The organism is Pseudomonas sp. CF161 (assembly GCF_000416215.1).
GTDB lineage: Bacteria > Pseudomonadota > Gammaproteobacteria > Pseudomonadales > Pseudomonadaceae > Aquipseudomonas.
The window spans coordinates 207,646-221,878 of record NZ_ATLP01000112.1 but is presented as its reverse complement, the minus strand read 5'-3'; the positions used below and the strand labels follow the sequence as shown (position 1 = coordinate 221,878).

The 14,233-nt window shown below is 65.2% G+C and carries 11 protein-coding genes; 8 read left to right on the top strand and 3 right to left on the bottom strand.

The features are described 5' to 3' along the window. Positions 1-179 precede the first annotated feature (179 nt). The 7 genes from CF161_RS26870 to CF161_RS26840 all read left to right on the top strand — a co-directional run bounded on the left by CF161_RS26870 (position 180) and on the right by CF161_RS26840 (position 7,525). A complete protein-coding gene (locus CF161_RS26870) occupies positions 180-1,421 on the top strand; it encodes an SfnB family sulfur acquisition oxidoreductase (protein WP_020299784.1) in 1,242 nt (413 codons plus the stop codon). Between the two features lie 23 nt (positions 1,422-1,444). After that, positions 1,445-2,638: an SfnB family sulfur acquisition oxidoreductase gene (locus CF161_RS26865; protein WP_020299783.1), complete on the top strand. Its 1,194-nt coding sequence runs from the start codon at positions 1,445-1,447 to the stop codon at positions 2,636-2,638. Continuing rightward, positions 2,638-3,993, top strand: coding sequence for an LLM class flavin-dependent oxidoreductase (locus CF161_RS26860; protein ID WP_020299782.1), 1,356 nt, complete (start codon positions 2,638-2,640; stop codon positions 3,991-3,993). The genes CF161_RS26865 and CF161_RS26860 overlap by 1 nt, the downstream gene beginning before the upstream one ends. Positions 3,994-4,232: 239 nt before the next feature. Further along, positions 4,233-5,042: a MetQ/NlpA family ABC transporter substrate-binding protein gene (locus tag CF161_RS26855; protein ID WP_020299781.1), complete on the top strand. Its 810-nt coding sequence runs from the start codon at positions 4,233-4,235 to the stop codon at positions 5,040-5,042. A 1-nt stretch (position 5,043) separates the two neighbouring features. Continuing rightward, a complete protein-coding gene (locus tag CF161_RS26850) occupies positions 5,044-6,168 on the top strand; it encodes a methionine ABC transporter ATP-binding protein (RefSeq protein WP_020299780.1) in 1,125 nt (374 codons plus the stop codon). Beyond that, on the top strand, positions 6,158-6,802 hold the full coding sequence (locus CF161_RS26845) for a methionine ABC transporter permease (RefSeq protein ID WP_020299779.1): 645 nt from the start codon (positions 6,158-6,160) through the stop codon (positions 6,800-6,802). The genes CF161_RS26850 and CF161_RS26845 overlap by 11 nt, the downstream gene beginning before the upstream one ends. A gap of 96 nt (positions 6,803-6,898) precedes the next feature. Then, the gene (locus CF161_RS26840; protein ID WP_020299778.1) at positions 6,899-7,525 is read left to right on the top strand and encodes a bifunctional 2-polyprenyl-6-hydroxyphenol methylase/3-demethylubiquinol 3-O-methyltransferase UbiG; all 627 of its coding nucleotides are present in this window, start codon (positions 6,899-6,901) and stop codon (positions 7,523-7,525) included. Between the two features lie 13 nt (positions 7,526-7,538). Here the strand turns inward: CF161_RS26840 and CF161_RS26835 are convergent, their stop codons facing one another. From CF161_RS26835 to CF161_RS26825, 3 genes are read right to left on the bottom strand one after another with little or no spacing between them, the layout of a single operon-like run. Next, a complete protein-coding gene (locus CF161_RS26835) occupies positions 7,539-10,589 on the bottom strand; it encodes an efflux RND transporter permease subunit (RefSeq protein WP_020299777.1) in 3,051 nt (1,016 codons plus the stop codon). After that, a complete protein-coding gene (locus CF161_RS26830; protein ID WP_020299776.1) occupies positions 10,586-11,668 on the bottom strand; it encodes an efflux RND transporter periplasmic adaptor subunit in 1,083 nt (360 codons plus the stop codon). The genes CF161_RS26835 and CF161_RS26830 overlap by 4 nt, the downstream gene beginning before the upstream one ends. Beyond that, complete coding sequence (locus CF161_RS26825; RefSeq protein WP_043230460.1) at positions 11,665-12,759, bottom strand: efflux RND transporter periplasmic adaptor subunit; 1,095 nt, start codon at positions 12,757-12,759, stop codon at positions 11,665-11,667. The genes CF161_RS26830 and CF161_RS26825 overlap by 4 nt, the downstream gene beginning before the upstream one ends. Positions 12,760-13,003: 244 nt before the next feature. Between CF161_RS26825 and CF161_RS26820 the strand changes: the two genes are divergently transcribed. Beyond that, entirely contained in the window at positions 13,004-14,179 is a 1,176-nt protein-coding gene (locus CF161_RS26820) for an AAA family ATPase (RefSeq protein WP_020299774.1), read from the top strand. Positions 14,180-14,233: the final 54 nt, after the last annotated feature.

The following is a 14,233-nucleotide window of genomic DNA, read 5'->3' as shown; positions in this document are numbered from 1 at the left end:
AGTTTATTTAATTTTTATACACGCATAGGGTATATGCACCGGACCACCGGACATTCTTTGATTCTGATTTCGCCGCACGACCGCGGCATATCCATGAGATGTGAGGTAGGTATGGTCCGGAACACAATCACCCCAGTGCAGATCGCCAGGGCATTGCGTGCAGCCAAGGAGTGGCGCTGATGTCCAATCTGGCCGATGCAAAAGTCCAGAGCGATCTGGATATCGCCCCCCTGTTGCTGCCCGCACAGGTCCTGCTCAACGACGCCCAAGCCCTGCAAGCCGCCCATGAACTGGCCGCAGCCGCGCGCCAGCAGGCCGCGCAGCGCGATCGCCAGCGCAAGTTGCCCTGGGCGCAGATCGAGCAATTCACCCGCAGCGGCCTGGGCAGTATTGCCATCCCCCGCGAATACGGTGGCCCGCAGGTTTCATTCGTGACCCTGGCCGAGGTCTTCGCCATTGTGTCCGCCGCCGACCCGGCCCTGGGGCAGATCCCGCAAAACCAGTTCGGGGTGCTCAACCTGGTCCTCGCCAGCGCCACCGAACGGCAGAAAAAACAACTGTTCCAGAGCGTGCTCGAAGGCTGGCGCATCGGTAATGCCGGCCCCGAGCGCGGCACCAAAAACACCCTGGAACTCAAGGCACGCATCACCGCCGACGGTGACGGCTATGTGATCAACGGCCAGAAGTTCTACTCCACCGGCGCGCTGTTCGCGCACTGGGTGGCGGTCAAGGCGCTCAACGATGACGGCAAGCAAGTGCTGGCGTTCGTGCGGCGCGGCACCCCGGGCCTGCGCATCGTCGACGACTGGTCGGGCTTCGGCCAGCGCACCACCGCCAGCGGCACCATCCTGCTCAACAACGTGCGGGTCGACGCCGACCTGGTGGTGGACAACTGGCGGATCAACGAGGTGCCCAATATCCAGGGCGCGGTGTCGCAACTGATCCAGGCCGCCATCGACGCCGGCATTGCCCGTGCGGCGATCGACGACGCCATCAGTTTTGTTCGCGAGCGGGCGCGGCCCTGGGTCGACGCCAACGTCGAGCGCGCCAGCGATGACCTGTATGTGATCGCCGATATCGGCAAGCTGAAAATCGAACTGCACGCCGCCGAGGCGCTGTTGCGCAAGGCCGGCCGGGTGCTGGACCAAGTCAACGCGGCGCCGATCACCGCCGAGTCCGCCGCCCGCGCCTCGATCGCCGTGGCCGAAGCCAAGGTACTGACCACCGAGATCTCGCTGCTGGCCAGCGAGAAGCTGTTCGAACTGGCCGGCAGCCGCGCCACCCTGGCCGAATTCAACCTCGACCGCCACTGGCGCAACGCGCGGGTACACACCCTGCACGACCCGGTGCGCTGGAAATACCACGCCGTAGGCGCCTATCACCTGAACGGCACGTTGCCTGCTCGCCATTCCTGGATCTGACAACCAGACCACTGGAGAAGTACATGACTCTTTCCCAACACGTCGCGGTCATAACCAGCGATGAGCAAGCCCTGATTGTCGCCAGCGACCTGGCCGAAGATTTCAAGCGCGACAGCGCCCTGCGCGACCGCGAACGCCGCCTGCCGCACCCAGAGCTGGAAGTGTTTTCCCGCTCGGGCCTGTGGGGCATCAGCGTGCCCAAGGAGTACGGCGGTGCTGGCGTATCCAACGTCACCCTGGCCAAAGTCACCGCGCTGATCGCCCAGGCGGATGCCTCTCTGGGGCAGATCCCGCAAAACCATTTTTACGCCCTGGAAGTGCTGCGGGTGAATGGCAGCCCCGAGCAGAAACAACGGCTGTACGCCGAAGTCCTGGCTGGCCGCCGCTTCGGCAATGCCCTGGCGGAACTGGGGACCAAGACCGCCCACGACCGCACCACGGCCCTGACCCGCGACGGCGATGGCTACCGCATCAATGGCCGCAAGTTCTACGCCACGGGCGCCATCTACGCCCAGCGCATCCCGACCTCGGTGGTGGATGAACACGGCGTGCAGCAACTGGCCTTCGTCCAGCGTGACAGCCAAGGCCTGAGCGTGATCGATGACTGGTCGGGTTTTGGCCAGCGCACCACCGGCAGTGGCTCGGTGCTGTTTGAAAACGTGTACGTCGCCGCCCAGGACGTGGTCCCGTTCCAGAGCGCCTTCGAGCGCCCGACCACGGTCGGCCCGCTGGCGCAGATCCTCCACGCCGCCATCGACACCGGCATCGCCCGCGCCGCTTACGAGGACGCGCTGCATTTCGTGCGGACCAAGACCCGGCCGTGGATCGACGCCACCAGCGACAAGGCCACCGAAGACCCGCTGACCCTCAAGAGCTTCGGCCACCTGAGCATCCGTCTGCACGCCACCGAGGCGCTGCTGGAACGCTCAGGAGAGTTCCTCGACCTGGCCCAGGCCCAGACCAACGCCGAGACCGTGGCCGCCGCCTCGATCGCGGTCGCCGAAGCCCGCGCCCTGAGCACCGAAATTTCCCTGGCCGCCGGCAGCACCCTGTTCGAGCTGGCCGGCAGCCAGGCGACCCTGGCCGAGCACGGCCTTGACCGTCACTGGCGCAACGCCCGGGTGCACACCCTGCACGACCCGGTGCGCTGGAAGTACCACGCCGTGGGCAATTACTACCTGAATGAAACGAACCCGCCACTGCGGGGGACGATCTGATGGGGGCGAAAAAAAAGATCCTGCTCAATGCCTTCAACATGAACTGCATCGGGCACATCAACCACGGCCTGTGGACTCACCCACGGGACAACTCGACCCAATACAAAACCCTCGCCTACTGGACCGAACTGGCCCAGTTGCTGGAGCGCGGGCTGTTCGACGGGCTGTTTATCGCCGACATCGTCGGCGTGTACGACGTCTATCAGAACTCGGTGGACGTCACGCTGAAAGAGTCGATCCAGCTGCCGGTCAATGACCCGCTGCTGCTGGTTTCGGCCATGGCCGCCGTGACGAAAAACCTCGGTTTCGGCCTGACCGCCAACCTCACCTACGAGCCGCCGTACCTGTTCGCCCGGCGCATGTCGACCCTTGACCACCTGAGCAGCGGCCGGGTCGGCTGGAACATCGTCACCGGCTACCTGGACAGCGCAGCCAAGGCCATGGGGCTCTCGGAACAGGTGGAACACGACCGGCGCTACGACCAGGCCGACGAGTACCTGGAGGTGCTGTACAAGCTCTGGGAAGGCAGCTGGGAAGACGACGCGGTGCTCAACGACCCGGCGCAGCGCATCTACGCCCAGCCGGACAAAGTGCACAAGGTCGAGCACCAGGGCGAGTTCTATCAGGTCGAGGGTTATCACCTGTGCGAGCCCTCGCCCCAACGCACCCCGGTGCTGTTCCAGGCCGGCAGTTCGGACCGCGGATTGCTGTTTGCCGGGCGCCATGCCGAGTGCGTCTTTATCAGCGGCCAGAACAAGCCGTCGACCAAGGCCCAGGTGGACAAGGTCCGCGCCAGCGCCGTGGCCGCCGGGCGCAACCCCGAGGACATCAAGGTGTTCATGGGCCTCAACGTGATCGTCGGCGAGACCGAGGAAGCCGCCTGGGCCAAGCACGCCGAGTACCGCAGCCACGCCAGCGCCGAAGCCGGTGTCGCGCACTTTTCGGCCTCGACCGGCATCGACTTCGCCCAGTACGAAATCGACGAGCCGATCCAGTACGTGAAGAGCAACGCCATCCAGTCGGCCACCAAAAACCTGCAGAACAACGACTGGACCCGACGCAAATTGCTCGACCAGCACGCCCTCGGCGGACGCTACATCACCGTGGTCGGCTCGGCGCAGCAAGTGGCGGATGAACTGGAATCGTGGATCGCCGAAACCGGCCTCGACGGCTTCAACCTGACCCGCATCGTGACCCCGGAAAGCTACGTCGATTTCATCGATCTGGTGATCCCGGAACTGCAACGGCGCGGCTCGTACAAGACCGCCTACGACGACGGCACCTTGCGCGAAAAGCTGTTCCGCCAGGACCGCAAGCTGCCTGAACGACACACCGGCGCGGCCTACCGCCGCTGAGTCCCGGCGGCTCTAGCGAGCCGCCGTGGCTGCAACCCTTGTGGCGAGGGAGCTTGCTCCCGCTGGGTCGCGTAGCGGCCCCAAATCCGGGCGACGCAGTTTCTCCAGCAATACCGCGTCATCAGGGTTTGGGCTTGCTTCGCAAGCCAGCGGGAGCAAGCTCCCTCGCCACAGACAACGCTCTTCGCTGCACCCACAAAAATTGCTCAACTCATTCGTATTGACTGGAAATAACCACCATGAAAAGCAAACTCCTGAGCCACCCAGTCAAAGCACTGGTCCTCGCCCTCGGACTCTTCAGCGGCGCCGTGTTTGCCGCCGACAAACCCCTCAAGGTCGGCACCACCGCGGCCTTTGCCATCCCCCTGGAAGCCGCCGTTGAAGAGGCCGGCAAACAGGGCCTGAACGTCGAGCTGGTGGAATTCACCGACTGGATCGCGCCCAACGTCAGCCTCGCGGCCGGTGATATCGACGTGAACTATTTCCAGCACATCCCGTTCCTGGAAAACGCCAAGGCCGCCGCCGGTTTCGACCTGGTGCCCTTCGCCCCGGGGATCATCAACAACGTCGGCCTGTACTCGAAGAAATACAAAAGCTTCGACGAGCTGCCCGAAGGCGCCAGCGTCGCCATCGCCAACGACCCGATCAACAGCGGGCGCGGCCTGCAACTGCTGGCCAAGGCCGGCCTGATCACTCTCAAACCGGGCGTGGGCTACAAGGCCACCGAAGACGACATCATCGCCAACCCGAAAAAGATCAAGATCCTCCAGGTCGAGGCCGTGCAACTGGTACGCGCCTATGACGATGCCGATCTGGTCCAGGGCTACCCGGCGTACATCCGCCTGGCCAAGACCTTCGACGCCGGCTCCGCCCTGCTGTTCGACGGCCTGGACCACAAGGAATACGTGATCCAGTTCGTGATCCAGCCCAAGAGCAAGACCGACCCGCGGCTGATCAAGTTCGTCGATATCTACCAGCATTCGCCGGCTGTGCGCGCCGCCCTGGATAAAGCCCACGGCAAGCTCTACCAAGCCGGCTGGGAAGGCTGAGATGAGCGTCGCCAGCCTTCAGCGCAAGCTGCCCGAACAACAGCCCCACAGCGCCCAGCAGGCCGAGCTGCACCCGCAGCTCAACCGCGCCCACGTGCGCTTTATCGGCCTGGGCAAGACCTACCAGGGCGCGCAAGGCCCGGTGCCGGCCCTGCAAGGCATCGACCTGGCGATCCAGCACGGCGAGGTGTTCGGCATCATCGGCCGCAGCGGCGCCGGCAAGTCGTCGCTGATCCGCACCATCAACCGCCTGGAGCAACCCAGCAGCGGCCGGGTGCTGATCGACCAGGTGGACATCGGCGAATTCGACGAAGACCGCCTGGTGCAACTGCGTCGGCGCATCGGCATGATCTTCCAGCACTTCAACCTGATGTCGGCCAAGACCGTGTGGCAGAACGTCGAGCTGCCGCTGAAGGTGGCCGGCGTACCCAAGGAGCAACGCCAGAACAAAGTCCGCGAGCTGCTGGAGCTGGTGGGGCTGCAAGACAAGCACAAGGCTTACCCGGCGCAGTTGTCCGGCGGGCAGAAGCAGCGGGTCGGGATCGCCCGGGCCCTGGTGCACGACCCGGCGATCCTGCTGTGCGACGAGGCCACCTCGGCCCTGGACCCGGAGACCACCCAATCGATCCTCGGCCTGCTCAAGGAGATCAACCAGCGCCTGGGCCTGACCATCGTCCTGATCACCCACGAGATGGCGGTGATCCGCGATATCTGTGACCGGGTGGTGGTGCTCGAGCACGGGCGCATTGTCGAGCAGGGTCCGGTCTGGGAAGTGTTCGGCAACCCGCAGCACGAGGTCAGCAAAACCCTGCTCGCGCCCTTGCAGCATGGCTTGCCGCAAGAGCTGCAACAGCGCCTGCGGGCGCAACCGGAGTCGGCCCAGGCCGCCGTGGTGCTGCGCTTGCAGTTCACCGGCGCCAGCGGCGACGAGCCGGACCTGGCGGCGCTGTTCAGTGCTCTGGGCGGGCGTGTGCGGCTGTTGCAGGGCGGTGTGGAACGGATCCAGGGGCATGCCCTGGGGCAATTGCTGCTGGCGGTGAGTGGTTCGTCCCTGGGCGCGGAAGAACTGCGCCAGCGCGCGGGCGATTGGGCACAACAGGTGGAGGTGCTGGGTTATGTGGTTTGACCGTTTGCTGCAAGGGGTCATCGACACCTTTTTGATGGTCGGCGTGTCCTCGCTGATCGCCCTGCTGGCGGGGATTCCGCTTGCGGTGATCCTGGTCACCAGTTCCAGGGGCGGGATCTATGAAGCGCCGGCGCTGAACCGGGCGCTGGGGGCGTTTGTGAACCTGTTTCGCTCGATCCCGTTCCTGATCCTGATGGTGGCGCTGATTCCCTTTACCCGGCTGATTGTCGGCACCACCTATGGCGTCTGGGCCGCCGTGGTGCCGCTGACCATCGCCGCGACGCCGTTCTTCGCGCGGATCGCCGAAGTCAGCCTGCGGGAGGTCGACCATGGGTTGATCGAAGCTGCGCAGGCCATGGGCTGCCGGCGCTGGCACATCGTCTGGCACGTGCTGCTGCCCGAGGCGCTGCCGGGGATCGTGGGGGGGTTCACCATCACCCTGGTGACCATGATCAACTCCTCGGCCATGGCCGGCGCCATCGGTGCCGGTGGCCTGGGCGACATCGCCTACCGCTACGGCTACCAGCGCTTCGACAGCCAGGTGATGCTCACCGTGATCGTGCTGCTGGTGATCCTGGTGGCCGCCATCCAACTGGGCGGCGACCGCCTGGCCCGAATCCTCAACAAACGCTGACGGTGGCCCCTGCGGCAGCGGCTACAATTCGTCGCCGCGTTGCCCCTGGGAGACTTGGGGTATATTCGGGCCCTCTCTCTTCCTCGCGCAGCCGCCATGAAACTCGCCCCCGACGACCTCGACCAGATCACCGCCACCACACTCGGCCACTACAACCAGGTTGCCGAAGGCTTTCGCGAAGGTACGCGCGATCATGATGTGAGCCAGAACATCGATGCGCTGCTGCGGCATATCCAGGGCACGGCTCCGTTTACCGTGCTGGATTTCGGCTGCGGCCCGGGCCGCGATTTGCAGACTTTCACCCGTATGGGCCATGTCGCGGTCGGCCTCGACGGCTGCGAACGTTTTGCGCAAATGGCCCGCGACGACAGTGGCTGTGAGGTCTGGCAGCAGGACTTTCTCAAACTCGAACTGCCCGCCGGCCACTTCGACGGGATCTTTGCCAACGCGGTGCTGTTTCACATCCCCTTGCAGGAGTTGCCCCGGATCCTCAAGCAACTGCACGCCACGCTGAAACCGGGCGGCGTGCTCTTCAGCTCCAATCCGCGCGGCGACAACCGCGAGGGCTGGAACGGCGAACGCTACGGCTCGTACCACGATCTGCCGGCTTGGCAGGCCTTGCTGACCGCCGCCGGCTTTGTCGAACTGGAGCACTACTACCGCCCCGCCGGCCTGCCGCGCGAGCAGCAGCCGTGGCTGGCCAGCGTCTGGCGCAAGGCCTGACGCGGCCGGCGGCTCACGCCTGCGGCTGCGGTTCCTGGATTTTGTACCAGGCCACATAGAGCGCCGGCAGGAACAACAGGGTGAGCAGGGTGGCGACGATAATGCCGCCGATCATGGCGTAGGCCATCGGCCCCCAGAACACTTCGCGGGCGATGGGGATCATCCCCAGGCTCGCCGCCGCTGCGGTCAGCAGGATCGGCCGGCGCCGGTGCTGGGTGGCTTCCACCACCGCATCCCAGGGTGAATAACCGTCCTGCTCGAAGGCATCGATCTGGGTCACCAGAATCACCGAGTTGCGGATGATGATGCCGATCAGCGCAAGGATCCCGAGGATCGCCACAAAGCCCATGGGCGTACCCGTCGGCACCAGGGCCAGGACCACGCCGATCAGGCCCAGGGGCGCGACGCTGGCCACCAGGAACAGCTTCTGCACGCTGTGCAGCTGGATCATCAGGAAGGTCGCCATCAAAAACAGCATCAGCGGCACCACCTTGGCAATCGGCCCCTGGGCCTTGCCGCTCTCCTCCACCGTACCGCCGGTGGCCACCGAGTAACCCACCGGCAACGCCGACGAAAACCGGTCGATGGTCGGCTTGAGCTGCTTGACCAGGTCGGTGGGCTGGATCTCGTCGCGCACCGCGGCCTTGATGGTGATGGTCGGTTTGCGGTCGCGACGCCAGACCAGCGGCTGCTCCAGCTCGTAACGCACGGTGGCGAAGGCCAGCAGCGGAATCGAGGTGCCGTTGGGGGTGACGATCTGCAGGTTTTGCAAGGTCTCCGGCGAACCGCGTTCATTATCGTCGGCCCGCCCGACCACGTTGATCAGGTAAATATCGTCATGCACCTGGGTCACGGTGGAGCCGCTGACGATGCTATTCATCACCCGCGCCACGTCTTCGGAAGACAGCCCCAGCTGCCGCGCCTTGTCCTGGGCGATGTCGATGCGCAGGACTTTGCCCGGCTCGTTCCAGTCGTAGATGATCTCGCCGATATGGCTGTTTTTATCCAGCTCGGTGGCCAGTTCGATGGCGTGCTTGCGCACCTGGTCGATGTCCTTGCCACTGACCCGGTACTGGATCGGCCGCCCCACCGGCGGGCCCATTTCCAGGGCCTGCACGTAGCTGCCGATGCCGACGAAGTCTTCACGCAGGCGCTTCTGCAGGCGCTGGGTCAGGGCCGTGCGCTGTTCCAGGCCTTTGCTGACGATCACCAACTGCGCGTAGTAGGGGTTTTGCAGTTGCTGGTCCAGGGGCAGGTAGAAGCGGATCGCACCTTCGCCGATGTAGGTGCTCCAGCGCTCGATATCCGGGTCGTCCTTGAGGGTCGCCTCCAGGCGATCCACGGCCAGGCGCGTCTCGTTGATCGAGGCGTTCTGCGGCAGGTTGAGGTCGACCAGGATTTCCGGGCGGTCGGAAGACGGGAAGAACTGGTTCTGCACGAAACGCATGCAAAACACCGACAGCGCGAACAGCAGCACGGTGATGCCGATGGCCCACCAGCGGTTGCGCATGGCCCACAGCAGGCCGCCGTTGAACGCCCGGCCAATGCGCCCCGGTTCATTGGAGTGGGGTTTGACGTTGCTGCTGAGGATGTGAATGCCGATCACCGGCGCGAACAGCACCGCCACCACCCAGGACACCAGCATCGCCACCGCGATCACCGCAAACAGGGTGAAGGTGTACTCGCCGGCGGAGCTGGCGTTGAGGCCGATGGGCACAAAACCGGCCACCGTGACCAGGGTCCCGGTGAGCATGGGGAACGCGGTCGAGGTGTAGGCGTAGGTCGCCGCCTGCTCCTTGCTCTCGCCCATCTCCAGGCGCGTGACCATCATCTCCACCGTGATCATGGCGTCGTCCACCAGCAGCCCGAGGGCGATGATCAGGGCGCCGAGGGAAATGCGCTGCATGGTGATGCCGCTGTACTCCATGAACACGAAGACCATGGCCAGCACCAGCGGGATCGAGCAGGCCACCACCAACCCGGCGCGCACGCCGAGGCTGATGAAACTCACCACCAGCACGATCACCACCGCCTCGAACAGCGCGCTGGTAAAGCCGCCCACCGCCTCTTCCACCACTTCGGCCTGGTCCGAGACCTTGTGCACCCCGACACCCACCGGCAGGTCGGCGGTCAGCTCGTTCATGCGTGCGTGCAGCGCTTTGCCGAAGTCCTGGATGTTGCCGCCCTTCTTCATCGCAATCGCCAGGCCGATGGCCGGCTGCCCGTTGAAGCGGAACATCGGCGTCGACGGGTCGATGTAACCACGGCTGATGTCGGCAATATCCGCCAGGCGATAGAAGCGGTCATTGAGCCGCAGGTTGACCGTGGCCAGGTCCTTCTCGGAAGCGAACTGCCCCGAGGTACGCACGGAAATCCGCTCCGGCCCGGCCTCGATCACCCCGGCCGGGGTCACCGCATTCTGCGATTGCAGGCTTTGCAGGACCTGGCGCTGATCGATGCCCAGGGCCGCCAGCTTGCGGGTCGAGAAGTTCAGGTAGATGACTTCATCCTGCTCGCCGACCATCTCCACCTTGCCCAGGTTCGGCACCTGGCGGATCTCGGCGCGCACCTGTTCCACATAGTCGCGCAGTTGCCGCAGGCTGAGGCCGTCGGCGGTAAAGGCGTAGATCGAACCGAACACATCGCCGAACTCGTCGTTGAACCCCGGGCCCTGGATGCCCTGGGGGAAGTCGCCGCGAATGTCGTTGATCTTCTTGCGCACCTGGTACCAGATCTCGGGGATGTCCTTGGCGCTGGTGGTGTCGCGCAGGTAGACGAACACCGTGGACTCGCCGGGGCGGGTGTAGCTTTTCACGTAGTCGAGGGAGTCGAGTTCTTCGAGTTTTTTCTCGATGCGGTCGGTGACCTGCTTCAGGGTTTCTTCCTGGGTCGCCCCCGGCCAGCGGGTGGAAATCACCATGGTCTTGATGGTGAAGGAAGGGTCTTCCTCGCGGCCCAGGTTGAGGTAGGAGAAGACGCCCATCAGCAGCGCAACAAACATCAGGTACCAGACAAACGACTGATGCTTGATGGCCCACTCGGATAAATTGAAGCTCCCTTTCATCGCGGGGCGTCCTCGTCGATTTTGACTTTCTGCCCCGGTTTGAGGCTGTTGACGCCGGCGCTGACCACCCGCTCACCGGCCTTGACGCCCTTGCCGATCAGGGCCGAATGCGTGTCGCGGCGCAGCACCGTGACCTCACGCGGGGCCACGGTCTGGTTCTGGGTATCGATGACCCAGATCCGGGTCTTGCCGTCGACCTCCTGCAACGCCGACAGCGGCAGCTCGGTGCGCGGCTCGATGGCCGAACTGAGGCTGACGCTGATCGCCGTGCCCAGGCGAAAGCCATCGGGGGTCTCGGTCAGGGTCAGGCGTGCGCGGCGGGTGCGGGTCGCGCTCTGCGCCTGGGGTTCGATCTCGCGGACGATGGCCGTGGTGTTGATGCTCGGGTCCAGCTGCGCCGCGACCTTGAACACCACATCCGCCGGCAGTTGATCCACCAGGCCGGCCGGCAGGTCGATCACCGCTTCCTTGATGTCCGGGCGGGCCAGGGTCACCACTTGCTGGCCGGCGGTGACCACCTGGCCGGCCTCGGCGTTCCAGGCGGTGACCACGCCGCCGTGATCGGTGCGCAACTCGCTGTAGGTGAGCTGGTCCCGGGCCTGGCTCACCGAGGCCTTGGCCTGGGCCAGGGAAGCGCCGGTGGTTTGCAGATCGGTCAGGGCGATGTCCAGCTGGGCCTGGGCGCCCACCCCGCGATCGAACAACTCCTGCTGGCGCCGGGCATTGGCCTGGGCATTGATCCACTGCGCCTCGATCCGCGCCAGGTCACCCTGGGCCGCGCGCAACTGGTTCTGCTGATCGGTGGGGTCCAGGGTCGCGAGCAACGCGCCCTGCCCGACCTCGGCGCCGACATCCACGTTGCGATTGGCGATCCGCCCCGGCACGCGAAACCCCAGCTGGGTCTCGTAGCGCGCCTGGATGCTCCCGGCAAAACGCCCCAGGCTTTCCTCGGATTCGGGTTTGATTTCAATCGACAGCACCGGGCGCACCGGCTCGGGCGCCGGCTCTTCCTTGGAGCAACCCGGCAACAGCAGCACGCTGCACAACAGCGCGGCGAACGGCAACGACAGGCGCATCATGGCTGGGCTCCCTGGGCTTTATCCTCGGCGGCGATCTCGACGAACATCTGCGGATGCAGCAACTGCCCGCCGGCCACCACGACTTTTTCACCGCCCTTGAGGCCTTCGCCGATGATCACTTTGCCGGTCAGGTAGCGCGCGACCTTGACCGTGTGCAGCTCGGTCTTGCCGTCCGCGCCCACCAGCCACACGGCGGGCTCGCTTAAGTTCTTGGTCAGCGCCGACCAGGGCAGCTCGACGCTGGCGGTGCCCGGCGCACTGGCGGTGGCACTCACTACCGAGCCCAGGTCCATGCCCGCCGGCAACTCCTTGAGCGCCACCTTGACCTGCACCGTGCCGCTGTCGGCCGAAACCACCGGGGTCACCTCGCGGAGGGTGCCAGTGGTCTTGACCTCAGGGTTGTCCAGCAGGCTGATGACGATCAGCGCGTTATCCGGCGGGGCCATCAGCAACGATTCATAGACGTTGAACACCGCGTCGCGCTCGCCGTCCCGCGCCAGGCTGAAAATCGGCACCGTGGCCTGCACCACCTGGCCGACTTCGGCCTGGCGCGCGGTAATGATGCCGGGGGCCTCGGCCACCAGCGCGGTGTAGCTCAGTTGCTCGCGGGCATTGGCCAACTGCGCCTGGGCTGCGGTCAGGGCGCTCTGGCTGCTGCGCAGGGCGGCCTGGGCCGAGTCGTATTCACTCTGGCTGGTGTAGCCCTTGGGCAGGAGTTTTTGCTGGCGCACAAAAGCCGCCGCGGCCTGCTTGACCCGCGCCTGCTCGGCCGATACCGAGGCGGCGGCGGAGTCGACGTTGGTCTGCAGGTCCTTGGGGTCGAGCCGGGCCAGTACCTGTTGCGCTGAAACCCGGTCGCCGACGTCTACTGCGCGCTGGATGATCTTGCCCCCCACGCGAAACGACAATTCGGTCTGCACCCGGGCCTGGATGTCGCCGGTCAGGGTCACGGAGGGGGCGAAGTCGCTGCTGCGCACCTCCATCACCCGCACCCGCGGGCGCTCCTTTTCCACGGGCTTTTCCGCACCGCAGCCGCAGAGTAGAGCCAGCAAGCTCATCGCTACGATCCACTTCGATTCGAGACCAGCCATGCAGGCTCCTTTGCGTGATGCTGTCGTGCCAGTGACGTTACGACTGTGAGCTTAGAACAGGGTTCCATCCCTGCACGCACCCTGTTCACCGGGGCAAGCGAACATGCCCGCACGGGCGTTTGAGCACCACCGCAGCCTCAGGTTTTGCGTCCGCTGCGCGAACGAACGGGAGCAGGCTCCCTCGCCGCAACCCTCCCTTTGCGCCAAATCAGGCACACTCCCCACCACGCAAAGGAGACCCGGCATGCTCAAGACCCTGGCGGTGGCCAATTACCGCTCGATCAACAAACTGGTAATTCCGCTGGAGCGGCTGAACCTGATCACCGGCCCCAACGGCAGCGGCAAGTCCAACCTGTACCGGGCCTTGCGCCTGCTGGCCGAGACCGCCCAGGGCGGCGTGGTCAATGCCCTGGCGCGCGAGGGCGGCTTGCAATCGACCTTCTGGGCCGGGCCGGAAAGCATCAGCCGGCGCATGCGCAGCGGCGAAGTGGCGATTGAAGGCGGCGGGCCGCGCAAGAAAGTCACGCGCCTGCGCCTGGGGTTCGCCGCTGAGGATTTCAGCTACGCCATCTCCCTCGGCCTGCCCGAGCCGCCGCCACCGCTGAACCTGTCGGCGTTCGCCCTCGATCCGGAAATCAAGAAAGAATGCATCTGGGCCGGGCCGCTGTATCGCCCGTCCAGCCTGTTGGTGGGGCGCGCCGGGCCGATGATCCGCACCCGTGAAGGGCGCACGTGGGACGTGATCGCGCAGCACACCGCGACCTTCGACAGCCTGTTCGATCAAGTCGGCAGCCTGCGCTCTTCGCCCGAGGTGTTGCTGCTGCGGGAAAGCATCCGTGGCTGGCGCTTTTATGACCACTTTCGCAGCGATGCCGACGCACCGGCTCGCCAGCCGCAACTGGGCACCCGCACCCCGGTGCTGCACCACGACGGGCGCGACCTGGCGGCCGCCTTGCAGACCATCCTCGAAATCGGCGACCCCGAAGCGTTGCACCAGGCTATCGGCGATGCGTTCCCCGGCGCACGGCTGCAGATCGCGCCGCTGCAAGGGGGGCGTTTCGCCATTGAGTTCTATCAGGAAGGGTTGCTGCGTCCGCTTTCCGCAGCCGAGTTATCGGACGGCACCTTGCGCTACCTGCTGCTGATCGCAGCGTTGCTGACCCCGCGCCCGCCGACGCTGATGGTGCTCAACGAACCGGAAACCAGCCTGCACCCGGACCTGTTGCCGGCCCTGGCGCGCCTGATCATCCGTGCTTCGCAGCACTGCCAGGTGTGGGTGGTGTCCCATGCCAGCCGGCTGATCGCCGCCCTGCAACAGGACCCCGAATGCAATTCCATCGTCCTGGAAAAAAACTTCGGTCAAACCGAAATCGTCGGCCAGGGCATGCTCGACGAACCGGCGTGGCATTGGCCGGATTAGACGCCGTTGGGTGTCAGTTTTAATGGCGGTGGCAGGTAGGGCCAGCGCAGCCTC

Excerpts from the sequence above, each read along its gene's own strand:
- CF161_RS26870 (WP_020299784.1), top strand. The coding sequence starts at position 180 with ATGTCCAATCTGGCCGATGCAAAAGTCCAGAGCGATCTGGATATCGCC.
- CF161_RS26865 (WP_020299783.1), top strand. The coding sequence starts at position 1,445 with ATGACTCTTTCCCAACACGTCGCGGTCATAACCAGCGATGAGCAAGCC.
- CF161_RS26860 (WP_020299782.1), top strand. The coding sequence starts at position 2,638 with ATGGGGGCGAAAAAAAAGATCCTGCTCAATGCCTTCAACATGAACTGC.
- CF161_RS26855 (WP_020299781.1), top strand. The coding sequence starts at position 4,233 with ATGAAAAGCAAACTCCTGAGCCACCCAGTCAAAGCACTGGTCCTCGCC.
- CF161_RS26850 (WP_020299780.1), top strand. The coding sequence starts at position 5,044 with ATGAGCGTCGCCAGCCTTCAGCGCAAGCTGCCCGAACAACAGCCCCAC.
- CF161_RS26845 (WP_020299779.1), top strand. The coding sequence starts at position 6,158 with ATGTGGTTTGACCGTTTGCTGCAAGGGGTCATCGACACCTTTTTGATG.
- CF161_RS26840 (WP_020299778.1), top strand. The coding sequence starts at position 6,899 with ATGAAACTCGCCCCCGACGACCTCGACCAGATCACCGCCACCACACTC.
- CF161_RS26835 (WP_020299777.1), bottom strand. The coding sequence starts at position 10,589 with ATGAAAGGGAGCTTCAATTTATCCGAGTGGGCCATCAAGCATCAGTCG.
- CF161_RS26830 (WP_020299776.1), bottom strand. The coding sequence starts at position 11,668 with ATGATGCGCCTGTCGTTGCCGTTCGCCGCGCTGTTGTGCAGCGTGCTG.
- CF161_RS26825 (WP_043230460.1), bottom strand. The coding sequence starts at position 12,759 with ATGGCTGGTCTCGAATCGAAGTGGATCGTAGCGATGAGCTTGCTGGCT.
- CF161_RS26820 (WP_020299774.1), top strand. The coding sequence starts at position 13,004 with ATGCTCAAGACCCTGGCGGTGGCCAATTACCGCTCGATCAACAAACTG.